Raw genomic sequence first — 24,027 nt, forward strand, 5'->3', positions numbered from 1 at the left:
GGGTGGAGTGGGAGGGCGCGCCCGGGAGGGTGGTGCTGCGGCTCTCCCCGGCGGCTGCCCCTACGGTAGTCCCGTTGCGGGTCAGCGCAGCGAGAACACTGCCACCGTCCGTCCCGGAACGGTGAAGCTTCCCGAACTCCTCTCGTACGTCGACTTCTTGACGGTAAGATCCGCGCCCGCCGCCTGGACGGGGTGCAGGGCGTAGTTCTTCCCGGCCAGGGCGGCGACCTTCTGGGTGGTGGCTCCGGGGGCGGCGTTGAGGACGACGACCAGCCTGCCGAGCCGCATGGTGATCACGCCCGGGGTCTCGTCCTTGCCGGAGAGCGGGAAGGAGAGGGTGGACTGCACCTGGCCGGCGGTGGAGAGGCCGAAGTCCTTCTCCGTGGCGCGGATGGTGAGCAGGTCCCGGTACGCGGCCGAAGCGCCGTCGATCTGTGCGCAGCCGGGGCTGATCGCGGCGTTGGCCAGCAGCGGCCTGGCGTAGGGCCACTTGGCCTGGTTGTCGGCTGCGGGCGGCAGTCCGCGGCCGAAGCCGTTGCCCGCGCGGCAGTCCCAGTGCAGGGCGTTGAACCAGTCGCCGCTGTCGAAGGAGTTGCGGTCCAGGGACTTGGAGCGCAGCAGGTCCGTGCCGGCCTGGGAGAGCGAGGGGCCCTGGGAGAGGGTGGCCGTCGCCATGGCCAGGACCTGCATGCGGGCCCGGTCGGCTGCCGAGGTGCCCGCCGGGAGCTTGAAGGCGAGGGTGTCGTACAGCGTCTCGTTGTCGTGGGCGTCGGAGTAGGCGAGGGCGTCACCGGGGGCGGCGGCGTATCCGGCCGGGGCTCCGTTGTAGTCGACGCCCGAGCCCTTGACCGTGGCGCCGGTGGTGTCGGTGAAGGTGTAGTCGGCGAGGTTGCCGGTGAGTCCGACCTTGATCAGGTCCTGGTAGTGGAGCAGCCGGGCCTTCTGCTCGGCCTCGGTGCCGTTGTGGGTGGAGGTGTTGGGGTCGGTGTAGAGGCCGGAGGCGAAGCCCTGCACGCCGGGGTCCTCGTCGAACGGGGAGCCGCCGCGCACGGCGTCGCGGGCCCGGTCGGAGAAGGTGGCGATGCCGGTGCCGGCCATGTTCTTCTGCGTGGCCTGGACGAAGCGGGCGTCGTCGGCGATCTCTCCGAAGTTCCAGCCCTCCCCGTACAGGATGATCTTCTTCCCGTCGACGCCGTCCCTGGCGACGGTCAGCGCGTCGAGTGCCTTGCGGACGGCCAGGATGTTGGCCTTGGGGTGGTGGCCCATCAGGTCGAAGCGGAAGCCGTCGACCTTGTACTCCTTGGCCCAGGTGACGATGGAGTCGACGACGAGCTTGCCCATCATGGTGTTCTCGGGCGCGGTGTTGGCACAGCAGGTGGAGGTGGCGACCGTGCCGTCCTCCAGGAGCCGCTGGTAGTAGCCGGGCACGATCCGGTCGAGGACGGACTTGCCGTCCTGGCCGGAGGCGACGGTGTGGTTGTAGACGACGTCCATGACGGTCCGCAGCCCGGCGCCGTTCAGCCCCTGCACCATCTGCCGGAACTCGACGGTGCGCTGGGTGCCGTCGGGGTCGGAGGCGTAGGAGCCCTCGGGGACGGTGTAGTGCAGCGGGTCGTAGCCCCAGTTGAAGGCGTCCTTCGCGGCGGCCTTCGCCACGCAGGCCTGCTGCTCCTCGGAGTCGGGGGCGTAGACGGACAGGTCACAGGCGGGCTTCTGCTGGTCCTTCTTCTTCTCGGGGATGGTGCCGATGTCGAAGGCGGGCAGCAGGTGGACGTAGTTGGTGCCGGAGTCGGCGAGCTCCTTGAGGTGCTTCATCCCGTCGGAGCGGGTGTCGGTGAAGGCCAGGTACTCACCGGGGTGCTTGGAGGTGGGGTCCGCGACGGAGAAGTCGCGGATCTGGAGTTCCTGGATCTGTGCGTCGCGCAGCGGCACGGCGGCGGGCTTGCGCAGCCCGTCCCAGCCCCTGGGCGCGAGCCTGCCGTCGTCGAGGTCGACCACGAGGCTCCGGGCGGAGTCGGTGGTCAGGGCGGTGGAGTAGGGGTCGGTGACCTTGTTGGTGACGAGCTTCTGGACGGTGGGCGCGAAGACGTCCACGACGTACCGGTAGGGCTTGCCGTTCCAGCTCTTCTTCCCGGTGACGGACCAGACGCCGGTGCGGTCGTCGCGCCGCATCGGGACGGTCCTCCCGTCGAGTTCCAGGGAGACGGTGCGGGCGGTGGGCGCCCAGACGGACAGGGTGGGGGTGCCGTGCCGGAAGACCGGGCCGAGGGAGGCGCCGGCCGCCTTCGTCCCGTAGAGGTCGTCGAGCACGCCGGCGCTCTGGACGCCGGTGGCGGCGAGCAGGGCGCCGTTGGCGGCGCGCTGGGTGGCGATCAGCTGGCCGCGCAGGGCCTCGCGGACCCTGTCCCGGTCACGGGCGTCGACGGTGAAGGCGGGGTAGTCCTTGAGGTGCGGGTACTTCGCCTTCTGCGCGTCGGTCAGTGCGGAGGGGGTGAGCCGCAGCCACTGGCCCTCGTCGGAGAGTGCGCCGTCGACGACGGAGATCCCGCCGTCCGATGCGTAGACGAGCTGCTGGCTGGTGGCGTCGGTGGCCTTCACCTTCCAGACGACGGTGTCGGAGTCGATCCACTGCGCCTCGGCCTTGGTGAGGTCGGGGGTGGGGACTCCGCCGGTCTGCGGGAGCAGATAGCCGGCCGTGCCGCCGAGCATCCAGACCTCGTGGCCGTAGCTCGCGATGTCGAGTGACTGGTCGCTGGGCAGGTCCTTCTCGTCACCGCGGTGCAGGATGTAGCTGAGCGAGGTGGCCCCGTCGGCGAGCGGGACCTCGAAGGTGACGCCGGAGGCGTCCTTCTTCACCGGCTGGAGCGGCTTGGACCAGTCGGTCGGTTCCTTGGCGCCGGTCCAGGTGTGCAGGCCCCAGCCGTCGTAGTCGCCGTCGGCCCGGTAGTAGTGCAGGACGGCCTTGGTGGTGTCGGGTGCGGGGTAGGCGCCGTCGGGGGCGGTGTCGGCCTGGCCGTCCTTGCCCTGTTCGATCCAGACCTGTCCGGTCTTCGCGAGGTCGACAATGCGCTCCGCTCCGTCTGCCGTACCGGCCTTCTCGACGGTGTACGGAACCGAGGAAGCGCCCTCCGGCACCTTGATCCAGGCGAAGGCGCCGTAGGCGTCCCGCCCGGTGAAGGCGGCGGTGGTGTCGCCGGACCTGGCCTGCCAGCCGTCGTAGTCGCCGTCGGCGCGCTTGTAGTGGACGACTGCGTAGTCGCGTTCGACGGCGACGGGCTTCGCCGGGGCGGGGGCCTGTCCGGCGGCCGACGCGGCGAGCGCGCTCGCGGTGCGTCCGGTGCGGTCGACGACGACGGCCTTGTAGCGCAGCGGTGTGCCGGCGGCGACGGTGTCACCGATGGTCTGGGTGACCTTGTACGGGGCGTGGTCGGCGGTGCCGAGCGTGGTCCACCTGCCGTTGCCGGTCTGGGCGGCGAAGACGACCCGGTTGAGGGAGCCGCCGTCCACGTCGGCACTGATCTCGACGGTGCCGGTGGCTCCGGCGGCCGGCGCCTTCAGCGTGAGGGAGGGCTTGGCCACGGGGCCGCCCAGCTGCTTCTCGGCGCGCAGCACGATGCTGGACAGAGCCGGCACGGTGACGGTGATCTTCTTGTCGGCGCCGCTACGGACCGTGCCGGAACCGCCGTACAGCGTACGGAAGTTCATTCCGGCGGATTCGGTGGACAGCTCGACGGTCCTCGCCGCGGTGCCGTTGTTGGTGGCGACGACGTACTCGTTGCCGCGCTCGGGGTCCGTACGGGAGAAGGCGTAGACGGAGCCCTCGGCGTAGCGCTCGGTCTGGACGCCGTCGCGCAGCGCCGGGTTCTTCGCGGTCAGCTCGGAGAGCGCGGCGATGGACCGGTAGAGCGGGTGACTTGTGTCGTACGCGTCGGAGGCGTGCGTGCGGTCGGTGCCCAGCTCGTCGTCGTCGAGGTAGTCCTCGGTCTTCGAGGCGAACATCGTCTGGCGGGCGTCCTTGTCGCCGCCCGCGCCGGTGAAGCCCTGCTCGTCGCCGTAGTAGACGACGGGGTTGCCGCGGCTGAGGAACATCAGCTCGTTGGCGAGCTCGGCGCGCTTGACCAGCTCCGCGTCGTCGGCCTTCGGGTTGTCCTGCTTGAGGAAGGTCCCGATGCGGCCCATGTCGTGGTTGCCGAGGAAGGTCACCTGCTCGTAGGCGTTGGCCTTGTCGGTGGTGTACCGGTAGTCGTCGCCGAAGACGGCGGCGAGCTTCGGGGCCGGGGCGCCCTGCGAGGCGTACTGGCGGGCCGCTTCCTGGAAGGGGAAGTCGAGCGTCGCGTCCAGCCGCCCCTGGGTGACGTAGGGGGACGTGATCGCGGTGTCGGCGGAGTAGACCTCGCCGAACATGAAGAAGTCCTCGCGGCCGTGCTTGGCCGCGTAGGTGTCGAGCGCGGTCGCCCACTGGGTCCAGAAGTCCATGTCGACGTGCTTGACGGTGTCGATCCGGAAGCCGTCGATGTCGAAGTCGCGGACCCACTTCTCGTAGATCTTCTCCATGCCGGAGACGACCTCGGGACGCTCGGTCCACAGGTCGTCGAGCCCGGAGAAGTCGCCGTACGTGGTGGACTCGCCGGCATAGGTCGAGTCGCCGCGGTTGTGGTACATCGTCGGGTCGTTGAGCCAGGACGGCGTCTTGCCGCCGGTCGTGACCGGCTTGTACGGGAAGGAGTCGGCGTCCGTCTTCGCCATGCCGGCGGCGTCGTCGAAGGGCCGGCCGTTCCGGTCGAGGTACGGGTAGGCACCCTTGGGCTTGTAGCCGTAGGTCTTCTCGGCGTAGTCGACGGTGTCGGCGGTGTGGTTGGTGATGACGTCGAAGAAGACCTTCATGCCCTTGCGGTGGGCCTGGTCGATCAGCTTCGTCAGGTCGGCGTTGGTCCCGAAGTGCGGGTCGACCTGGGTGAAGTCGGTGATCCAGTAGCCGTGGTAGCCGGCCGACGCGTCCTTGCCGGTGCCCTGGACGGGGCGGTTCCTGAAGATCGGGGCGAGCCAGATGGCGGTGGTGCCGAGCCCCTTGATGTAGTCGAGGCGGCTGGTCATCCCCTTGAGGTCGCCGCCCTGGTAGAACCCCTTGTCGGTGGGGTCGTACCCGGTCTCCAGCCGCGAGCCGGTCAGCCCGCCCCTGTCGTTGCCGGTGTCGCCGTTGGCGAACCGGTCGGGCATGACGAAGTAGAACTGCTCGCGGGTCAGGTCGTGGCGGTCGGGCGTGGCTGCCAGCTTCGCGTCCGACGGCGCGGCGGGCGGCCTGGCCGCGGCGGCGGGCAGCGCGGGCACGAGGGCCGCGCACAGGGCGGCCGCGACGACGGCGACGGCCGTTCTTCTCGCGGGCACGCGCGGGGACGGACGTATCACTCGGGCTCTCCTCGAAGGGGTGTGCGGGTACGGGGCCGGACGGGCCGGTGAGGGCCCGTCCGGTGGGTGGCGCCGAGGGGGTCAGCCGCGCCAGACATCCGCGGTCAGGGCGACCTTGCCGGAGGCCGGCACGGTGGCCGTGCGGTTGGCTCCGCTCTCCCAGGTGACGTTGCCGTTCGCGTCCTTGCGGACGTACTTGTACTCGAACGTCGTACCGGCGGGCAGGCTCACGTCGAGCTTCCAGACGGGGTACGTGGCCGGGTCGAGCTTCGGTGCGGACGCCGGGTTCCAGTTGCCGAGGGCGGACTGGTTGCCGGTGACGTAGATGTTCTGGCCGGGCTGGGTGGTGGCGTTGACGCCGAACGAGGCGCCGGACGTGCCCGTACCGGGGTCGGTCGGGTCCGTCGGTCCGGTGCCGCCGCCGGTGCAGGTGCGGGCGCCCGTCTGGAGGGCGAGGGCGGTGTTGGCGCCGAGCGTGGCGGTGAACTGGCCGGAGCCGTTGACCGTGACGCCGTTGCCGGACTGGATGTCGCAGTAGTCGCCGGCGGGCAGCGAGGTCTGGAACGTACGGGTCAGCGAGGAGCCCTCGTGGTTGATCGCGACGTACGCCTTGGAACCGCGGCCGAAGGCGATCTGGTCGCCGCCGTTGTCCCACCAGTTGGTGACGGCCTCACCGCGGGCGGTGTTGCGGAGGCCGACCATGGAGGCGATCTCGCGCCAGGCGTGCTGGCACTTCCAGCCGTCGCTGTAACAGGCGTTCACCGTGCCGCCGCCGGGCGGACCGGCGTCCTTGTCGGACCACTCGTAGCCGGAGTGGACGTCGGGCGAGCCGTAGGGCCAGGCCAGCATGAACACGCTGGCGAGCGTGTAGTCGGCGCCGTCCTTGTAGTTCAGCGTCTCGCCGTTGCGCTCGGTGTCGTGGTTGTCGACGAACACCGCGGCCTTCGAGGAGGACATGAAGCCCCAGCCCTCGCCGAAGTTCTTCAGGTTGGCGAGGTTCTCGTTCTTGAAGACCTGCTTGAGGCTGCGGGCGTAGCGGAACTCCTGGACGTCGCCGGTGCCGGCGTACTCGTCGGGCGAGACGGCCTCGCCACCGCCGTAGATCGCCTCCTGCTTCCAGTAGACCCCGGAGTTGCTCAGCCGGGACTTGATGTTGGCGAGGTCACCGGCGGGGATGTGCTTGGCCGCGTCGATGCGGAATCCGTCGACGCCGAGCGAGAGCAGGTCGTTGAGGTATCCGGCGATCTTTCCGCGGACGTAGTCCTCACCGGTGTCCAGGTCGGCGAGGCCGACGAGTTCGCAGTTCTGGACGTTGGCGCGGTCGCCGTAGTTGTTGATCTGCGACTGGCAGTCGTTCATGTCGTTGACCGAGTACAGGCCGGGGTAGTCGTACTTGCTGTACGAGGACCCGCCCGTGCCCGTGCCGGAACCGGCCGACATGTGGTTGATGACCGAGTCGGCCACGACCTTGACGCCCGCGCTGTGGCAGGTGCTGACCATGTTCGCGAACGAGGTGCGGTCGCCGAGCCGTCCGGCGATCCTGTAGCTGACCGGCTGGTACGAGGTCCACCACTGGCCGCCCTGGATGTGCTCCTGCGGCGGGGAGACCTGTACGAAGCCGTAGCCGGCCGGGCCGAGGGAGTCGGTGCACGCCTTGGCCACCGAGTCGAACTTCCACTCGAAGAGCACGGCGGTGACGTCCTTGGAACCCGGAGCGGAGGCCTGCGCGTTCGTGGCGGGGACCACGAGGGCGGCGGCGCCCGCTATCAGCGCGAGCGCTGCAGACAGGGGTCTGCGTGCCATGTCTTTCCTCCTGCGGTGGGGGAAATGCGGGTGACGGTGACGAGGCCTCTCACGGCAACGCGCCCTGCCCTCAAGGCTCCTGAATGTTCTTGCTGCAAGAATGCAAAACTTGCCGCGGGGAGACCGTACGAGCCCGCCGAGTCCCGGTCAACCCTTTGGACATGAGCTGCTCACATCCGCGAAATACCGCAGATTTCTTCCTGCAAGGCCTTACGCAAGACATTGCAGCGCTGTTACGTTTCTCCCGACTCCGGTCCGGTCGGCCGGGGGTCCCGATGCCTCGGGCCCCACGCGCCCGGCCGGCCGGGCCGGTCACGTACAAGAGGGGCACCTGGGGGTCACACTCCCCGCCGACCCGTCCGGGTCGACTCCCGGTGCCCCTCCTGCACGCCCGGGCCCGGTCCGGGGGCGCCCGCACGCACGGCGAGGCCCCGGATCCCCCCTCCGGACCCAGGACCTCGCCGTTCTTCCCTCTCCCGCTCCCCCGCGGGTACGCCTCAGGCGCTGCGCAGAGCCGCCGTGGACCCCCGTACCACCAGCTCCGGCTGGAAGACGTACTCCGTGCGCTGCACGGGACTCCCGCCGATCTCCTCCAGCAGGGCGCCCACCGCGGCCGCCGCCATCGCCTGGACGGGCTGGCGGACCGTGGTCAGCGGCGGGTCGGTGAACGCGATGAGCTGCGAGTCGTCGAAGCCGACCACGGACACGTCGCGCGGGACGTCGAGTCCGCGGTCCCGGGCGGCCCGCACCACGCCCAGCGCCATCAGGTCGCTGCCGCAGACGATGCCCGTGCACCCCTGGTCGAGCAGCGCGCCGGCCGCCACCTGGCCGCCCTCGACGCTGAACAGCGTCGAGCACACCAGGAGTTCGGCCTCGCTCCGGTCGAGGCCCAGCAGCGAGACCGCGGCGTCCACGAACCCGTCCCGCTTGCGGCGGGAGGGCACGTAGCGCTGCGGTCCGATGGCCAGGCCCACCCGGCGGTGACCGAGTTCGGCGAGGTGGCCCACGGCCATCCGTACGGCAGCGTTGTCATCGGGCGAGACGAACGGGGCGCTGATCCGCTCGTTGTAGCCGTTGATCAGGACGAACGGCACGCCGCGGTCGGTCAGCGCGGCGTAGCGCGCCGGGTCGGCCGAGGTGTCGGCGTGCAGTCCGGAGAGGAACACGATGCCGCCGACGCCGCGTTCGACGAGCTGCTCGACGAGCTCGTCCTCGGTGGCGCCGCCGGGCAGCTGGGTGCAGAGCACCGGCGTGTAGCCGTGCCCGGCCAGGACCTGCTCCACGGACTGCGCGAACGCCGGGAAGATCGGGTTGGTGAGCTCGGGCGTCACCAGTCCGATCAGCCCGGCGCTGCGCTGCCGCAGTCGTACGGGACGTTCGTAGCCCAGGATGTCGAGCGCCGCGAGCACCCGCTGACGCGTGGTGTCCGCGACGCCCGGCTTGCCGTTGAGCACCCGGCTGACGGTCGCCTCGCTGACCGAGGCCTGCCCGGCGATGTCCGAGAGCCTCAGCGCGGTGCCGGCCCTGGGCGGGGGGACGGTCACACCGTCCACCACACCGTGGTGTCGGCGGGCAGCTCGGCCTCGGCACCGTCGGTGTGGACCGGGGTGCTGGACAGCAGGACGCTGCCGCGTACGGGGACGCGGACCGGGGCGCCCGTCGTGTTCACGGTGCAGACGAAGCCGGGGCGGGCGAAGACCAGTACGCCCTCGGGGGCGTCGAGCCACTCCACCGCGGTGCCGGCGCCGAGCCCGGGGTGCACCCGGCGGGCGGCGAGCGCGGCACGGTACAGCTCCAGGGTGGAGCCGGCCTCGCCGGTCTGCGCCTCGATGCTGAGCTCGCCCCAGCCGGCGGGCTGCGGCAGCCAGCTGCCGCCGTCGCCGAAGCCGTGGCTGCTGCCCTCGCGGGTCCACGGGATCGGCACCCGGCAGCCGTCGCGGAAGCCGTCCTGGCCCTCGGCCCGGAAGAACGAAGGGTCCTGGCGGGCCTCGTCGGGCAGGTCGGTGACGTCGGGCAGGCCGAGCTCCTCGCCCTGGTAGACGTAGGCGGAGCCGGGCAGCGCCAGCATCAGCAGGCTGGCCGCACGGGCCCGGCGCAGGCCCAGTTCGCGGTCGCCCGCGGTCCGGATCTGGGTGCCGAGGCCGGGCGGGTTGGCGAACCGGGTGGCGTGCCGGGTGACGTCATGGTTGGAGAGCACCCAGGTGGTGGGGGCGCCGACCGGACGCATGGCGTTCAGCGAGGTGTCGATGACGGTGCGCAGCTCGGCGGCGTCCCAGGCGGTCGCCAGGTACTGGAAGTTGAAGGCCTGGTGCATCTCGTCGGGGCGCACGTAGTTGGCGGTGCGCTCGACGGTCGGGGTCCAGGCCTCGGCGACCGCGATCCGCCCGCCCGTCGCCCGCCGCCGCCCCTCTGACGAAGGCCCTTCGGGCCCCATCGCATCGGGGTACTCGTCGAGGATGGTGCGCCAGCTGCGGTAGATCTCGTGCACACCGTCCTGGTCGAAGAACGGCATGACGTCGTTCCCGAGCAGCTTCAGCTGGTCGTGCGTGCCCAGGTCCGGGAGCCCCTCGGCCTTGACCAGGCCGTGGGCGACGTCGACGCGGAAGCCGTCGACGCCCATGTCGAGCCAGAAGCGCAGGATCGAGCGGAACTCGTCGGCGACGGCGGGGTGTTCCCAGTTGAAGTCGGGCTGCTCGGGCGCGAAGAGGTGGAGGTACCACTCGCCGGGGGTGCCGTCCGGGTCGGTGGTCCGGGTCCAGGCCGGTCCGCCGAAGATGGACTCCCAGTCGTTGGGCGGGAGTTCGCCGTCGGCGCCCTTGCCGGGGCGGAAGTGGTAGCGCTCGCGCAGGGCGGAGCCGGGGCCCTCGGTGAGCGCGCGCTTGAACCACTCGTGCTGGTCGGACGAGTGGTTGGGCACCAGGTCGACGATGATCCGCAGGCCCAGGTCGTGGGCGTCCCTGATCAGGGCGTCGGCGTCCAGCAGGGTGCCGAACATCGGGTCGATGGCCCGGTAGTCGGCGACGTCGTAGCCCGCGTCGGCCTGCGGGGAGGCGTAGAAGGGGCTGAGCCACACCGCGTCGACGCCGAGGTCCTTGAGGTACGGGAGCCGGGCGGTGACGCCTGCGAGATCGCCCATGCCGTCGCCGTTGCCGTCGGCGAAGCTGCGCGGATAGACCTGGTAGATCACCGCGTCCTGCCACCAGCCGGTGCGGTGGCCCGGGGCGCCGTCGGACGTGCCGGTGGAGGGGGCAGCGAGGTGCTGGGTCATGTCGTCCCTGGGGTGTCTGGGTGGGGAGTGGCGCCGGGACCGGGTCGGGATGCCGGCGCCACCGTGACTGGTGCGTGCGGGTCGTGCTGCTGCGGGTGGCCGTCAGCCCTTGACGGCTCCGGCGGACATGCCGGTGACGAGGTGCTTCTGCGCGAACAGGAAGACCAGGGCCGCGGGTATCGCGATGAGCACGGACGCGGCGGTCATCGGACCCCACTGCGCCCCGTACTGGTTGACGAACAGCTGCAGTCCGCCCGCGAGCGTGAGGTTGTCCTCGCCCACCATGAAGGCGGAGGCGTACGCCACCTCGCCCCAGGCGGTGATGAAGGAGTAGAACGCGGTGACGGCGAGGCCCGGCTTGGCCAGCGGCAGGATGAGCCGCCAGAACGTGCCGAACGGGGTGAGGCCGTCGACCTGGCCGGACTCGTCGATCTCGCGCGGGATGGTGTCGAAGAAGCCCTTCATCATCCAGGCGCAGAACGGCACCGAGATGGTGAGGTAGGTGATGACCAGACCGGCGGGCTTGTTGAGCAGCCCCATGCCCGCCATGATGTTGTAGATCGGCACGATGAGGACGGCGACCGGGAACATCTGGGTGATCAGCAGCGTCCACATCAGTCCGCGCTTGCCGGGGAAGCGGAAGCGGCTGACCGCGTAGCCGGTGGAGGCGGAGACGATCACGCCGATCAGGGTCGTGAGACCGGCGACGACCACCGAGTTGCCGAACCAGGTCAGGAACTTCGTGTTCTGGAGCAGGTTCGTGTAGTTCTCGAACGTCGTCTCTTTGAAGAAGTCCGTGGTGGTCGCGAACGCGGCGGGCTTCAGCGAGGTGAGCAGGACCCAGAGCACGGGGAAGACCGCGATCACGGACGCGACGATCAGCGTCAGGTGCAGTGCGGTGGAGGCCAGCGGTGAACGCTCGCCGCGCCGCCGGACCTTGGGCGCGGAGTGCCGCGCGGCGGGGGTGGGTGCGGTGGTGGTCACCAGTCGTCTCCCTGGGTGCGGAGGACTCGCCGGTACACGGTGGCGAAGAGCAGCAGGAGTACGAGGATCAGCACGCCCCAGGTGGAGGACTGCGCGAAGTCGCGCGGGCTGATCTCGAAGGAGAACTTGTACGCCTGGGTGACCAGGATCTGGGTGGCCTCGCCGGGTCCGCCGCGGGTCAGCAGGTAGATCACCGGGAACATGTTGAAGGTCCAGATGGTGGAGAGCAGGATCACCGTCGTGGAGACGGGCCGCAGTCCGGGCAGCGTGATGTGACGGAAGCGCTGCCAGGCGGTGGCGCCGTCCATCTCGGCGGCCTCGTAGTGCTCGCTGGGTATGGACTGGAGCCCGCCGAGGAGGGCGACCATCATGAACGGCACACCGAGCCACACGTTGACGGCGATGACGGAGATCTTCGCCCAGGTGGGATCGTCGAGCCAGGCGATGCCGTCGAAACCGCCGCCGGAGAGGATCTTGTTGAGCAGCCCGCGGTCCTCGTTGTAGAGGAAGCGCCAGGCGAAGACGGAGACGAAGCCGGGGATGGCCCAGGGCAGGATGAGGGCCATCCGGTAGGCGGAGCGGCCGGCGATCCTGCGGTTGAGGATGTTCGCGAGCGCCATGCCGAGGGCGAAGGTGATGGCCACGCAGGAGACCGTCCACACCAGGGTCCACCCGAGCGTGCCGAGGAACTGGTCACCGGTGAGCGCGGCGGTGTAGTTGTCCAGCCCCACGAACTCGTACGTGGCGGGCATGTGGTTGACACCGATGGACCGCGCGACGTTGCGCTCGTTGGCGTCCGTCAGCGACAGGTAGATGCCGCGGACCAGCGGGTACCCGATGATCACGCCGATCACGACGACGACCGGGGCCACCATCGTCCAGGCGTACCAGTGCGTCGACAGAGCCCGCCGGAGCCTGCTCGGCGGCGGGGGGTTGCCAGTACCGCGGCTCCGGCCGCGGGCGACGTCGTCGCCCGCGGCCTTCGCCACCGACTGGCTGGTGTGGACAGCCATCAGCCGGCCTGCCTTCCTGGGTTACTTCCAGCCCTTGAGGAGCTTGCGGTAGGAGTCGCCGGTCGTCTTGACGGCCTTCTCCGGGGAGGTCTGGCCGGTGAGGACCTTGGTGTACTCGGTGACGAGCGGGGCGAAGAGGCTGCCGGTCTCCGGGATCCAGGGACGCTCGACGGCGGACTCGACGACCGGCTTGAAGAAGCCGACGATCTCGTTGTCGACCACGGCCTCCTCGGCGTAGGCCGAGGTACGGGTCGGCAGGAGGTTGAGCTCCTTGGTGACCTGGGCCTGGGTCTTGACGGAGGTCATGTAGTCGACGAAGGCGTAGGAGGCGTCGAGGTTCTTGGAACCGGCGTAGACGGCCAGGTTGTGACCGCCCTGCGGGGCGCCCTGCGCGGCGGAGCCGGCCGGGACCGGGGCGACGCCCAGGTTGGCCTTGTCCTTGAACTCCTTGCCGGCGTACGTGTCGGCGACGGCCCACGGGCCGTTGATCATCATCGCCACGTCGCCGTCCTTGAAGGACGACTGCATGTTCTCCCAGCCGTCCGTCGCGTCGGTCTTGGCGGTGCCGGAGTCGACGAGGTCCTTGACGACCTTCATGGCCTTGACGCCGGCCGCGTTGTCGATGGTGACGGACTTGTTGGAGGCGTCGACCATGTCGCCGCCCTCGCCGTACAGGAAGGACAGGAACCAGTACGCGTCGTCGCCGCGCAGGTACAGACCGGTCTTGCCGGTCTTGTCCTTGATCTTCTTGGAGACGGTCTTCAGCTCGTCGATCGACTTCGGGACCTCGACGCCGGCCTCCTTGAAGATCTTCTTGTTGTAGAAGATGCCCATGGAGTCGATGACCTGCGGCACCGCGTACGTCTTGCCGTCGTACTTGGTGGACGCGGCGGCCTGCTTCAGGAAGTCGTCCTGCTTCACGAGCGCGGCGGTTCCGTCGAGCGGGGCCAGGTATCCCAGGTCCGCGAACTCGGGCGTCCAGGCGACCTCGGAGCGGATCACGTCGGGGGCGCCGGAGCCGGACTGGGCGGCGTTCTTGAACTTGTTCTGCGCATCACCGAAGGGGACGTTGACGTACTTGACGTCGACCTTCGGGTGCTCCTTCTCGAAGCCCTCGGCGATCTTCTTGAAGACCTTGTCCTCGCTGCCCGCCGTGGAGGTGTCCCACCAGGTGACGGTGCCGGAGAGCTCGCCCGAGCCCTTGGAGGTGCCGTTGGAACTGTCGTCGTCGCTGCCGCAGGCGGTCGCCGCGAGCGCCAGGGCCGCGACCAGGGCGGTGGCCGTTATGCCACGTCGCATCTGAACTCCTTCAACTGCCGTACCGCTCCGTCGCGGCGCCGGGTCGACGTGAACGTAACAAGGATGAAAGACGGCCGAAAGAGTTTGCGGAAGATTTCTGCAAGCTCCGGCGATCGTTACATTCGCGTGTCCTCACGGTTGCCGTCAAGCCTCTTGACGGGAGCCCCCACACCCTGGCAATAGCAGGCCACCACCCATGATTCCGCAGTGTGACGATCCGACCGCGGCCCACGGATCCGCCTCGCAAGACCTTGCAAGTTGTTGCTGCGGGGTGGTGAAGGCCGCCCCCTCCGGCCGCCCGGCCGGGGCCGCACCCGGGCACCCCCGCCCGAATCCTGTGCATGGTGGGCAATCCGACCCACTCCCGGTACAGTCCATTCCCATGACCGCACGGCTTGCCGATATCGCAACTCAGGCGGGGGTCAGCGAAGCTACGGTCAGCCGTGTACTGAACGGCAAGCCCGGTGTTGCTGCGGCCACCCGCGAATCCGTCCTCGCCGCGCTCGACGTCCTGGGCTACGAACGGCCCGTCCGGCTGCGCCGGCGCAGCGCGGGCCTGGTCGGCCTGATCACGCCCGAGCTGGAGAACCCCATCTTCCCGGCGCTCGCCCAGGTCATCGGCCAGGCTCTGACGCGACAGGGATACACCCCGGTGCTGGCGACCCAGACCCCCGGCGGCTCCACCGAGGACGAGCTCACGGAGATGCTGGTCGACCGCGGCGTCTCCGGGATCATCTTCGTCTCCGGACTGCACGCCGACACCTCGGCCGACATGCAGCGCTACGAACAACTGCGCGCCCAGGGTGTCCCCTTCGTCTTGGTCAACGGCTTCTCCCCCAAGGTGCAGGCGCCGTTCATCTCCCCGGACGACCGGGCCGCGATGCGGCTGGCGGTGACGCACCTGGTGTCGCTGGGCCACACCCGGATCGGCCTGGCGGTCGGCCCGAAGCGCTTCGTGCCCGTGCTCCGCAAGATCGAGGGCTTCCACGCCACGATGCAGGAGCAGTTGAAACTCACGGCGGACGAGGTCGAGGAGCTGATCCAGCACTCGCTGTACACGCTGGAGGGCGGCCAGGCCGCCGCCTCGGCGCTGATGGAGCGGGGCTGCACGGCCGTGGTGTGCGCGAGCGACATGATGGCGCTCGGTGCGATCCGCGCCGCCCGCCGGCTCTCCCGGGACGTACCGCGGGACCTGTCGGTCGTCGGCTACGACGACTCCCCGCTCATAGCGTTCACCGATCCGCCGCTGACCACGATCCGGCAGCCGGTGACGGCGATGGGCCAGGCCGCGGTGCGCACGCTCCTGGAGGAGATCGGCGGCACACCCGCCCCGCACAGCGAGTTCGTCTTCATGCCGGAGCTGGTCGTCCGCGGCTCGACGGCTGCGGGACCCGGCCCTGGCGCGGCCTCCGGCGCTCCGGCCGTTCCAGGATCCCACGCGCGTTCGTAACCCGCAGGACGTGCAGCCCGCCCCCGACCGGAGGATCATCGGGCGGAGGGGGCAAATCTGGCAGACTCTGTGCCTATGGGTGAATTGAGCGTGAAACGACAGGAAGGCCGCACGGAGGCCACCCCGTCACCCATCGTGAACGAGGCGGCTCCCCAGGCGAACACACGGCAGCAGGGCGGCGGGAACCGGGTCGGCAGACTGCTCGACCGGGGCCTGGCGGGACTGCGGTCCCCGAGGTCGCCCCGGCGGCCCCGCATCTGGTTCGAAATCCTGCTGATCGCGGTCAGTTACTGGCTGTACTCACTGGTGCGCAACGCCGTACCCGAGCAGAAGGCCGCGGCGCTCTCCAACGCCGACTGGCTCTGGTCGGTCGAACGGTTCCTGGGCATCGCCTTCGAGCAGTCGGTCAACCACGCGGTCAACTCGGTGACATGGCTGATCGTGTCGATGAACTACTACTACGCGACACTGCACTTCGTCGTCACCATCGGGGTGCTCATCTGGCTGTTCCGACGCCACCCGGGCCGCTACGCACCCGCCCGGCTGGCGCTGTTCGCGACCACGGCGGTGGCGTTGCTCGGTTACTACCTGTATCCGCTGGCCCCGCCCCGGCTGATGAACGGCGGCCACTTCATCGACACGGTCATGGTCCACCAGACCTGGGGTTCGATGGCGTCGGGCAACTTCAAGCAGATGTCGAACCAGTACGCGGCGATGCCGTCGATGCACATCGGCTGGTCGCTGTGGTGCGGCCTGACCGTCTTCGCACTGGCCTCCGCCCCGTGGGCGCGCATCCTGGGCCTGGTCTACCCGACCGTGACCCTGCTCGTGATCGTGTCGACGGCGAACCACTTCTGGCTGGACGCGGTGGGCGGCATGGCGTGCCTGGCCTTCGGTTACGCGGTGACGTACGCCTGGTACGGAGCGCTGCCGCACCACCTGCCGAAGCTGATCCCCCCGAAACCGGCCCGCCGCCCCCGCCTGGCCGCGGTGACCAGGCGCCCGCGCTTCCACCAGAAGGCAGCGGCCGCCTCAAGCCCGTCGGGCGACTGAGGAGCGGGGCCGGGGCGGAGATCAAGCCCCTCCGGCAGGGCGCAAATCAAGCCCTCCGGCGATTGAGGAGCGGGGCCCGGGGCAGAGCCCCGAAACCCCGGCGCACCCGCACCCGCACAGCGCCACCCCAGGAACCCGGCCCCGCAAGGGGCCCCCTCACGCCGCCCCGTAGAACCGCTCGTCCACCACCGCCCGGGCCCGCCGCGTGATCCGCCGGTAGTCGTCCAGCATGTCCCCGACATGCCCGGGCTCGTACCCCAGATACCGCCCCACCGCGGTCAGCTCGCGCGGCCCGGAGGGGAACGTGTCGCCCGGCCGTCCGCGCACCAGCATCACCGCGTTGCGGACCCGCGTCGCCAGCACCCACGCCTCGTCCAGCGTCTGCGCGTCCTCCCCGGAGATCAGCTCCGCCGCGCACGCCGCCGCCAGCGCCTCCCTCGTTCGGGTGGTCCGCAGGCCCGGCTCCGCCCAGCCGTGCTGCATCTGCATCAGCTGGACCGTCCACTCGACGTCGCTGAGCCCGCCCCGCCCCAGCTTCGTGTGGAGGGTCGCGTCCGCCCCGCGGGGCATCCGTTCGGACTCCATCCGGGCCTTGAGCCGCCGGATCTCACGGACGGCGTCCTCGCCCAGCCCCTCCACCGGATACCGCAGCGGGTCGATCAGGCCGATGAACTCGCGGCCCAGGTCCGCGTCGCCGGCCATCGGCTGGGCGCGCAGCAGGGCTTGGCTCTCCCAGCCCAGCGACCAGCGCCGGTAGTACGCCTCGTACGACTTCAGCGTGCGCACCATCGGCCCGGTCTTGCCCTCGGGGCGCAGATCGGCGTCGATGATCAGCGGCGGGTCCGCGGTGGGCAGCTGGAGCAGCCTGCGCATCTCGGCGACCACCCGGTTCGCGGCCCGGCCGGCCTCCTGCTCGTCGACGCCCTCGCGGGGCGCGTGCACGAACAGGACGTCCGCGTCGGAGCCGTATCCGAGCTCGTGGCCGCCGAAGCGGCCCATGCCGATCACCGCGAACCGGGTGGGCAGGGTGTCGCCCCACTCGGCGCGGACGGCGGCGCGCAGCGCCCCGGCGATCGTGACGGCGTTCAGGTCGGTGACGGCGGTGCCGACCCGGTCGACGAGCGCCCCGGGGTCGGGTTCGGCGGGGCTCTCCTCGGTGCCGTAGGAGCCGATGAGGTCCGCGGACGTCGTACGGAACAGTTCGCGCCGGCGCACTCCTCGCACCACCGCCACCGCCGATTCGGCGTCCTCGGCCCGCCCCACAGCGGCCAGTACCTCCTGCTCCAGGGCGTCCCGGCCGCGCGGCTTCAGCCCCTGCGGGTCGCCGAGGATCGCGACCGCCTCGGGGGCGCGCAGCAGCAGGTCGGGGGCGAGCCGGCCTGCGGACAGGACACGTGCCAGGTTCTCCGCCGCCGCGCCCTCGTCGCGGAGCAGCCGGAGGTACCACGGGGTCTTGCCGAGCGCGTCGGACACCTTGCGGAAGCCGAGGAGTCCGGCGTCCGGGTCCGCGGAGTCGGCGAACCAGCCGAGCAGCACCGGCAGCAGGGTGCGCTGGATGGCGGCCTTGCGGGAGACCCCGGACGACAGCGCCTCCAGGTGACGCAGGGCGGCCGCCGGGTCCTCGTATCCGAGGGCTTCGAGCCGGTGCGCGGCGGCCTTGGTGCTGAGCCGGGACTCACCGGGCGCGAGCTGGGCGACGGCGTCCAGCAGCGGCCGGTAGAACAGCTTCTCGTGCAGCCGCCGCACGACGGACGCGTGCCGCTTCCAGGCCTGGTTCAGCTCGGCGATGGGGTCGGTGCGCATGCCGAGGGAGCGGCCGAGCCGGCGCAGGTCCGGCTCGTCCTCCGGCACCAGGTGGGTGCGGCGCAGCCGGTAGAGCTGGATGCGGTGCTCCATCTCGCGCAGGAAGCGGTAGGCGTCGTCCAGCTGGGAGGCGTCCACCCGTCCCACGTAGCCGCCCTCGGCGAGCGCGCCCAGGGCCTCCAGGGTCGATCCGCTGCGCAGGGTGGTGTCGCTGCGGCCGTGCACGAGCTGGAGCAGCTGGACGGCGAACTCGACGTCCCGCAGCCCGCCGGGGCCGAGCTTGATCTCGCGCTCGACGCGGTCGGCGGGGATGGTGTCGACGACGCGGCGGCGCATCTTCTGCACGTCGGGGACGAAGTTGTCGCGGTCGGCGGCCTGCCACACGAGGGGCGAGACGGCCTCGACGTACTCGGCGCCCAGCTCGGGGTCGCCGGCCACCGGCCGGGCCTTGAGGAGCGCCTGGAACTCCCAGGTCTTGGCCCAGCGCTGGTAGTAGGCGAGGTGCGAGCTGAGCGTGCGCACCAGCGGCCCGTTGCGGCCCTCCGGCCGGAGGTTGGCGTCCACGGGCCAGATGGTGCCCTCGACGGTCGTGTCGGCGCAGACCCGCATCATGTGGGCGGCCAGCCGGGTGGCCGCCTGGACGGCCCCGTTCTCCGCGGCGTCGTCGAGAGGTTCCGCGACGAAGATGACGTCGACGTCGGAGACGTAGTTCAGCTCGTGGCCGCCGCACTTGCCCATGGCGATGACGGCCAGGCGGCACTGCGCGGCGTCGGCGGGCGCTGCCGTGCGGGCGATGGCGAGCGCGGCCCGGAGCGTCGCGGTGGCCAGGTCGGCGAGCTCGGCGGCGGTCTCGGCGACGTCCGTCGTCCCGCACACGTCGCGTGCCGCTATCGACAGCAGGCAGCGGCGGTAGGCGACGCGCAGCGAGTCCGGATCGTCGGCCCCGGCCAGCTCGCGTTCGAATTCGGGGACGCCGGGATGCAGATCGGCCGCCTCGTACGTGACGAGGGCCTGCCAGTCGCGCGGGTGCCGGGCCAGGTGGTCGCCCAGTGCCTCGGACGCGCCGAGAACGCCGAGGAGCCGGTCCCGCAGGGGCTTGGCGGTGACGAGCGTGTCCAGCAGGATCTGCCGCTCGTCGGCCTCCTCCGCCTCGACGAGCCGCACGACGCCGCGCAGCGCCAGGTCGGGGTCGGCGGTGGCCCCGAGGGCTTCGAGGAGGACGGGGTCGGAGCGTACGGAGGACAGATCCGGCAGGTCGAGGAGCCGCTCGGCGGCGGACGGGTCGGTGAAACCGTGCCGCAGCAGTCGGGTGAAGGTGCTGCTCCTGCGCCCCGGCAACGTCGTCATTCCGCGCTCTCCTGCTCGCCGCCCGATCACCTGCCACTTCTACGAGCCTAGCCGCGCACCGATGAATACGGAGCGGGTGCGCAGTCCGTACTTCGCAGGCAGCATCGCTTTCAGGACCGACCAGGAGGACCGACCATGTCCGCACCCGAGCCCGTCGCCGAGCTGGACCCCCGCTACAGCAGCCCGGGGGCGGCACCCGCCGCCTGGGAGGACGCGCGGCGGCTGCTGTCCGGTGCCGAGCTGTACTGGCTGAGCACGGTCCGCCCGGACGGCCGCCCGCACGTCACCCCGCTGATCGGTGTCTGGTGGCAGGGCGCGCTGCACTTCTGCACGGGCGCCGACGAGCGCAAGGCCCGCAACCTGGCGGCCAACGACGAGGTGGTCCTGACGACCGGGACCAATTCCTGGTCGGCGGGGTACGACGTGGTCGTCGAGGGCCGGGCGGAGCGGGTGGCCGACGGGGAGGCGCTGGCCCGGCTGGCGCAGGTGTGGGAGGAGAAGTACGGGCCGGACTGGCGCTTCGACGTGGCCGACGGCGTGTTCGTGGGTGCGCAGGGCAACCGGGCCGAGGTCTTCGCGGTGTCCCCGCGCACGGTGTTCGGTTTCGGCAAGGGCGACCCGTTCACGCAGACCCGGTGGCGCTTCGTCTGAGCGGGCGGTCCGAACGGGCCCGGTGCACGGGCCCGTTCGGGTTCCCGGCTCAGGAGGCCGGCAGGGTCCCGATGACGACGGTGGCGTACAGCTCGTCGGAGGTGACGACGCGCGGGACCAGTCCGCTGCCGCGCACGGTCTCCTCGGCCCGTGCCGCCTGCCGTTCGCTGGTCTCCACCAGCAGACTGCCGCCGGGGGCCAGCCACCGCGGCGCCTCGGCGGCCACCCGGCGCAGCACGTCGAGGCCGTCGCCGCCCCCGTCGAGGGCGACGAGCGGCTCGTGGACGCGGGCCTCGGCGGGCAGCAGGGCGACATCGCCGGTCGGTACGTACGGCACATTGGCGAGGAGCACGTCGACGCGTCCGAGCAGGGCGCCGGGCAGCGGGTCGAAGAGGTCTCCCTCGTAGACCCGGCCGAGGCCGCCGACGTTGCGGCGGGCGCAGCGCACCGCGGCGGGTTCGACGTCGGCGGCGTGGAGTTCGACCCCGTCCAGGGCGGCGGCGAGCGCGGCGCCGAGCGCGCCGGAGCCGCAGCAGAGGTCGACGACGACGGCCGGGCTCGGGGCCAGGGCCACGGCCTGGTGGATCAGGAACTCGGTGCGGCGGCGGGGAACGAAGACACCGGGGTCGACGGCGATCCGCAGTCCGCTGAACTCGGCCCAGCCGAGGACGTGTTCCAGGGGGTGGCCGCAGACGCGCCGTTCCACCATGGCGGCGAGTTCGGCGGGGCGGTCCGCGGTGGCGGCGATGAGCTCAGCCTCGTCCTCGGCGAAGACGCAGCCGGCGGAGCGGAGGGTGGTGACGAGGGAGGAGAGGGCGAGCGGTGACAGGGGGACCGGCATGGAGCGGAGCCTTTCGGGAAACGCCGAGGGGTGCTCCGCGACCGGTTACGTCCGGCCGGCCACGCGATCGTGGGAGGGGAGCACCCGGCCTGATACAGCGGTAATGGGTCCCACCTCCTTCGGTACGTCCCCGTGCGGGGAAGCGAAGACTACCTCAGCCCGGCTCCGGGCCCCTTCCGGCCGCGCTCAGCGCTTCCGGGGCCGCCAGTCGTTGCCGCCGTCGATGAGGCGGTTGTGGACGGCGATCGAGGTGTTGGCGGCCCTGATGTCGCGGATCTCCGCGCTGTGGTGGCGCTCGATCTGCTGGCCGTCGAAGTTCTCCGTCCGGCGCCGCCGTTCCTTCAGCGTCAGCTTCACGACCAGGAAGACGATCGTGGTGAACAGCAGTCCGAGCACAACGAGAACCTCGGTCATCGGTCGTCCCCCGTCCACGGTCCGCTCCGACAATGGCGGCCGTACCGCCATTGTCGGTGACAGGACAGGTCCGGTCCAGCGCATTGACGAGGCGGTGTGCTGCTCGGACCGGCGGATAATGGCTGCCATGGAACGCCCTGTGGGACTGCGGGAACGCAAGAAGGAAGCCACCCGGCAGGCCGTGCACGAAGCGGCCCTGCGGCTGACCGTCGAGCACGGCTTCGACCAGGTCACGGTGGAGGCCGTGGCGGACGCGGCCGGGATCTCCCGCAGAACGTTCTCCAACTACTTCACGGGCAAGGAGGACGCCCTGCTGCACGGCGAGGAGCAGCAGATCGGGGAGCTGGTGCGGGCCGTGCGCGAGCGGCCGGCCGAGGAGAGCGCCTGGACGGCGCTGCGGGCGGCCGTGCGGCAGTTCGGCGAGCGGGTCGCGCCCCCGGAGCGCGAGTGGGCCGTCCGGACCCGGCTCGCCATGCGCCATCCTTCGTTGCTGGCCCGCCAGCTCGCCAACCACGCCGCACTGGAGCGCGATCTGGCCGAGGCGGTGGCGGCCCGTCCGAACGGTTCCGGGGAGCCGGTCCGCCCGCTCGTTTTGGCGGCGGCGTTCCTCTCCTCGCTGCGGATCGCGATGCGGATGTGGATCGAGGAGGATCTGGCGCGGGAGCCCGCCGAGGTGATCGACGAGATCCTGGACGAGATGGGCCGGAGCTTCGCCTGAGAGCGGACACCCGGCGGCCGCCCTCACTGTCCCCTCACTCTCCCGTGGCCGCCTCCTCCGTCTCCGCCTCCGTCGGCACGCAGAGCACGGGCACGGTCGACAGGTGCAGGAGCTTGTGCGGGGTGGAGCCGAGCAGGGCTCCGCGGATCGGGCTCTCGCCCCAGCTGCCCACCACGATGACGCGCCCTCCGTGCCGCGCGGCGGCCTCGATCAGGGCCTGGGCCGGGGCGCGGTCGATCACCTCGACGGTGGCCGGCACGCCCGCCTCTCCGGCCGCGGCGAGCGCCCGCTCCAGGCCCGAGCGCCCGGCCTGGCGGACGGCGTCGTAGGCGGCCCGGTACTCCTCGCCGGTGGGACCGGGCGGCGCCGCCCCGTAGACCAGGACGAGGGGTTCGCCGTAGGCGGCGGCCACCTCGATCGCGATGCGCAGGGCCCGGGCCGCGCCGGGCGACTCGTCGTAGCCGAGGACGACGGACATCTCAGCGCTCCTCACCGTGCACGAGGCGGGGGTCGACCACACCGCGCCGTTCGTTCCAGAACACCGACGACCGCAGCCGCCACACCACCATGAGCACCACACCGATCAGGCTGATGCCGATACCGATGACGAGCGGCGGGCCGAGGCCGAACCACGAGGTGCCGCTGTAGGAGTTCGCCGGGTCGGACATGTCGATGACGGACCGCACGAGCAGCCAGGTCAGCAGCCCGGAGCCGACCACCGGGCCGAGGCCGATGAGCAGGAAGCTCCGTACGCTCTCGGTCAGATGGCGGCGGTAGTAGACCGCGCAGGCCACCCCGGTCAGGGCGTAGTAGAAGGCGATCAGCAGGGACAGGGCCGTCAGCGAGTCGAAGAGGGCGTTCTCGCTGATCTGGTTGACGACGAGGTACCAGGCGATGGCGATGCCGGCCACCCACCAGGTGCTCACGTCGGGGGTCCGGAACCGCGGGCTGATGCGGGCGAAGTGCGCGGGCAGGGCGTGCCGGCGGGCCATCGAGAGCGCGGTGCGGGAGGCCGGGATGATGGTGGTCTGGGTCGAGGCGAGCGCGGAGGTGGCGACCGCGAGCAGCACGATCCAGTCCCAGCCGCCCATGACCTCGCGGGCGAGCAGGGCGAAGACGAACTCCTCCTCGCCGGCGTTCTCGGCCAGATAGGCCGTTCCGGCGAAGGCGACGACCGCGAAGCCGACGGACAGGTACGTCACCAGCAGGATGACGGTGGACCACACACCGGCCTTGCCGGGCGCGGTCGCGGAGTCCTCGACCTCCTCGGTGAGGTTGACGGCGGACTCCCACCCCCAGTAGATGAACACGCCGAGCAGCAGGCCGCTGGTGAGGGCCGCGCCGCCGGCGCCGAAGGGGTTGAGCCACCCGGCCGACGGGTGGATGGAGTCGAACGAGGTCGTGCCCGCGTACACGCGGTAGAGCGCGACGACGACGAAGGCGAGCAGGAAGGCGACCTGGGCCAGGATCAGCACGTTCTGCACCTTGGCCGAGAGTTCGGTGCCGATGACGCACAGGCCCGTCATCACGATGATCAGCAGCACGGTGAGCAGCTGCCGTACGAAGGTGTTGTCGGCCCAGCTGTCGAGGCCGACGGCCAGCAGACCGAAGCTGACGGCGACGTCCGCGAGGGACCCCACCACGAGCACCCCGGTCATCGTGATGGCCCATCCCCCCAGCCATCCGGTCCACGGGCCCATCGCACGCGTCACCCAGGAGAACGTCGTCCCGCAGTCCTGGTCGACCTTGTTCAGGTAGTAGAAGGCCGAGGCGATGAAGAGCATCGGCACGAAGGAGGCGAAGAGCACTCCGGGTGCGTAGATGCCGACGAGCGCGACGATCGGCCCGATGACGGCCGCCACGGAGTAGGCCGGGGAGGTGGCGTTCAGCCCGATGACGAGCGCGTCGACGAAGCCGATCGCGTTGGCCTTCAGTGTCGCCGGCCGCGCCGGTCCGGCAAGGTCCTCTGCCATGCGC

Annotated in this window: 16 protein-coding genes; 4 read left to right on the plus strand and 12 right to left on the minus strand. The window is 70.8% G+C overall.

Features of this window, described 5'->3' with window-relative positions:
- Positions 1–81: 81 nt before the first annotated feature.
- The 7 genes from pulA to OG408_RS11520 form a co-directional block, all read right to left on the minus strand.
- Entirely contained in the window at positions 82–5,406 is a 5,325-nt protein-coding gene (gene pulA, locus OG408_RS11490) for a pullulanase-type alpha-1,6-glucosidase (protein WP_326669686.1), read from the minus strand.
- Positions 5,407–5,487: 81 nt separating this feature from the next.
- Positions 5,488–7,209 (minus strand): carbohydrate-binding module family 20 domain-containing protein, encoded by a 1,722-nt coding sequence (locus OG408_RS11495; RefSeq protein WP_285565184.1) that lies wholly within the window; start codon positions 7,207–7,209, stop codon positions 5,488–5,490.
- Positions 7,210–7,706: 497 nt separating this feature from the next.
- On the minus strand, positions 7,707–8,765 hold the full coding sequence (locus OG408_RS11500) for a LacI family DNA-binding transcriptional regulator (RefSeq protein WP_266777988.1): 1,059 nt from the start codon (positions 8,763–8,765) through the stop codon (positions 7,707–7,709).
- Positions 8,750–10,477, minus strand: coding sequence for a glycoside hydrolase family 13 protein (locus OG408_RS11505; protein WP_326669689.1), 1,728 nt, complete (start codon positions 10,475–10,477; stop codon positions 8,750–8,752). Before OG408_RS11505 ends, OG408_RS11500 begins: the two co-directional genes overlap by 16 nt.
- A gap of 102 nt (positions 10,478–10,579) precedes the next feature.
- Positions 10,580–11,461: a sugar ABC transporter permease gene (locus OG408_RS11510; protein ID WP_266777992.1), complete on the minus strand. Its 882-nt coding sequence runs from the start codon at positions 11,459–11,461 to the stop codon at positions 10,580–10,582.
- The gene (locus OG408_RS11515; protein ID WP_266777994.1) at positions 11,458–12,474 is read right to left on the minus strand and encodes a carbohydrate ABC transporter permease; all 1,017 of its coding nucleotides are present in this window, start codon (positions 12,472–12,474) and stop codon (positions 11,458–11,460) included. The genes OG408_RS11510 and OG408_RS11515 overlap by 4 nt, the downstream gene beginning before the upstream one ends.
- A gap of 21 nt (positions 12,475–12,495) precedes the next feature.
- Entirely contained in the window at positions 12,496–13,773 is a 1,278-nt protein-coding gene (locus OG408_RS11520; protein WP_266777996.1) for an extracellular solute-binding protein, read from the minus strand.
- A gap of 382 nt (positions 13,774–14,155) precedes the next feature.
- On the opposite strand from OG408_RS11520, the gene OG408_RS11525 reads away from it, so the two are divergent.
- Positions 14,156–15,223: a LacI family DNA-binding transcriptional regulator gene (locus tag OG408_RS11525; protein WP_266777998.1), complete on the plus strand. Its 1,068-nt coding sequence runs from the start codon at positions 14,156–14,158 to the stop codon at positions 15,221–15,223.
- 135 nt (positions 15,224–15,358) lie between these two features.
- Positions 15,359–16,276 carry a phosphatase PAP2 family protein gene (locus OG408_RS11530; RefSeq protein WP_266786098.1) on the plus strand — a complete coding sequence of 306 codons (918 nt, stop codon included), beginning with the start codon at positions 15,359–15,361 and terminating at the stop codon, positions 16,274–16,276.
- A 156-nt stretch (positions 16,277–16,432) separates the two neighbouring features.
- Here OG408_RS11530 and OG408_RS11535 read toward each other — a convergent pair whose 3' ends face one another.
- Positions 16,433–19,426, minus strand: a complete 2,994-nt coding sequence (locus tag OG408_RS11535; protein WP_326669694.1) for a bifunctional [glutamine synthetase] adenylyltransferase/[glutamine synthetase]-adenylyl-L-tyrosine phosphorylase — start codon at positions 19,424–19,426, stop codon at positions 16,433–16,435.
- 135 nt (positions 19,427–19,561) lie between these two features.
- Here OG408_RS11535 and OG408_RS11540 point away from each other — a divergent pair, with 135 nt between their 5' ends.
- The gene (locus OG408_RS11540; RefSeq protein ID WP_326669696.1) at positions 19,562–20,077 is read left to right on the plus strand and encodes a pyridoxamine 5'-phosphate oxidase family protein; all 516 of its coding nucleotides are present in this window, start codon (positions 19,562–19,564) and stop codon (positions 20,075–20,077) included.
- 49 nt (positions 20,078–20,126) lie between these two features.
- Here the strand turns inward: OG408_RS11540 and OG408_RS11545 are convergent, their stop codons facing one another.
- On the minus strand, positions 20,127–20,918 hold the full coding sequence (locus tag OG408_RS11545) for a putative protein N(5)-glutamine methyltransferase (RefSeq protein WP_326669698.1): 792 nt from the start codon (positions 20,916–20,918) through the stop codon (positions 20,127–20,129).
- Between the two features lie 186 nt (positions 20,919–21,104).
- Complete coding sequence (locus tag OG408_RS11550) at positions 21,105–21,332, minus strand: hypothetical protein (RefSeq protein ID WP_266778006.1); 228 nt, start codon at positions 21,330–21,332, stop codon at positions 21,105–21,107.
- A 127-nt stretch (positions 21,333–21,459) separates the two neighbouring features.
- Between OG408_RS11550 and OG408_RS11555 the strand changes: the two genes are divergently transcribed.
- Positions 21,460–22,050 carry an acyl-CoA-like ligand-binding transcription factor gene (locus OG408_RS11555; RefSeq protein ID WP_266778008.1) on the plus strand — a complete coding sequence of 197 codons (591 nt, stop codon included), beginning with the start codon at positions 21,460–21,462 and terminating at the stop codon, positions 22,048–22,050.
- A gap of 34 nt (positions 22,051–22,084) precedes the next feature.
- Here OG408_RS11555 and OG408_RS11560 read toward each other — a convergent pair whose 3' ends face one another.
- Both OG408_RS11560 and OG408_RS11565 read right to left on the minus strand, forming a co-directional pair.
- Positions 22,085–22,528, minus strand: a complete 444-nt coding sequence (locus OG408_RS11560; protein WP_266778010.1) for a universal stress protein — start codon at positions 22,526–22,528, stop codon at positions 22,085–22,087.
- Between the two features lies 1 nt (position 22,529).
- On the minus strand, positions 22,530–24,023 hold the full coding sequence (locus tag OG408_RS11565) for an APC family permease (RefSeq protein ID WP_266778012.1): 1,494 nt from the start codon (positions 24,021–24,023) through the stop codon (positions 22,530–22,532).
- Positions 24,024–24,027: the final 4 nt, after the last annotated feature.

Source organism: Streptomyces sp. NBC_01257 (assembly GCF_035917255.1).
GTDB lineage: Bacteria > Actinomycetota > Actinomycetes > Streptomycetales > Streptomycetaceae > Streptomyces.

Excerpts from the sequence above, each read along its gene's own strand:
- OG408_RS11495 (WP_285565184.1), bottom strand. The coding sequence starts at position 7,209 with ATGGCACGCAGACCCCTGTCTGCAGCGCTCGCGCTGATAGCGGGCGCC.
- OG408_RS11505 (WP_326669689.1), bottom strand. The coding sequence starts at position 10,477 with ATGACCCAGCACCTCGCTGCCCCCTCCACCGGCACGTCCGACGGCGCC.
- OG408_RS11515 (WP_266777994.1), bottom strand. The coding sequence starts at position 12,474 with ATGGCTGTCCACACCAGCCAGTCGGTGGCGAAGGCCGCGGGCGACGAC.
- OG408_RS11520 (WP_266777996.1), bottom strand. The coding sequence starts at position 13,773 with ATGCGACGTGGCATAACGGCCACCGCCCTGGTCGCGGCCCTGGCGCTC.
- OG408_RS11525 (WP_266777998.1), top strand. The coding sequence starts at position 14,156 with ATGACCGCACGGCTTGCCGATATCGCAACTCAGGCGGGGGTCAGCGAA.
- OG408_RS11535 (WP_326669694.1), bottom strand. The coding sequence starts at position 19,426 with ATGACGACGTTGCCGGGGCGCAGGAGCAGCACCTTCACCCGACTGCTG.
- OG408_RS11540 (WP_326669696.1), top strand. The coding sequence starts at position 19,562 with ATGTCCGCACCCGAGCCCGTCGCCGAGCTGGACCCCCGCTACAGCAGC.
- OG408_RS11545 (WP_326669698.1), bottom strand. The coding sequence starts at position 20,918 with ATGCCGGTCCCCCTGTCACCGCTCGCCCTCTCCTCCCTCGTCACCACC.
- OG408_RS11550 (WP_266778006.1), bottom strand. The coding sequence starts at position 21,332 with ATGACCGAGGTTCTCGTTGTGCTCGGACTGCTGTTCACCACGATCGTC.
- OG408_RS11555 (WP_266778008.1), top strand. The coding sequence starts at position 21,460 with ATGGAACGCCCTGTGGGACTGCGGGAACGCAAGAAGGAAGCCACCCGG.
- OG408_RS11560 (WP_266778010.1), bottom strand. The coding sequence starts at position 22,528 with ATGTCCGTCGTCCTCGGCTACGACGAGTCGCCCGGCGCGGCCCGGGCC.
- OG408_RS11565 (WP_266778012.1), bottom strand. The coding sequence starts at position 24,023 with ATGGCAGAGGACCTTGCCGGACCGGCGCGGCCGGCGACACTGAAGGCC.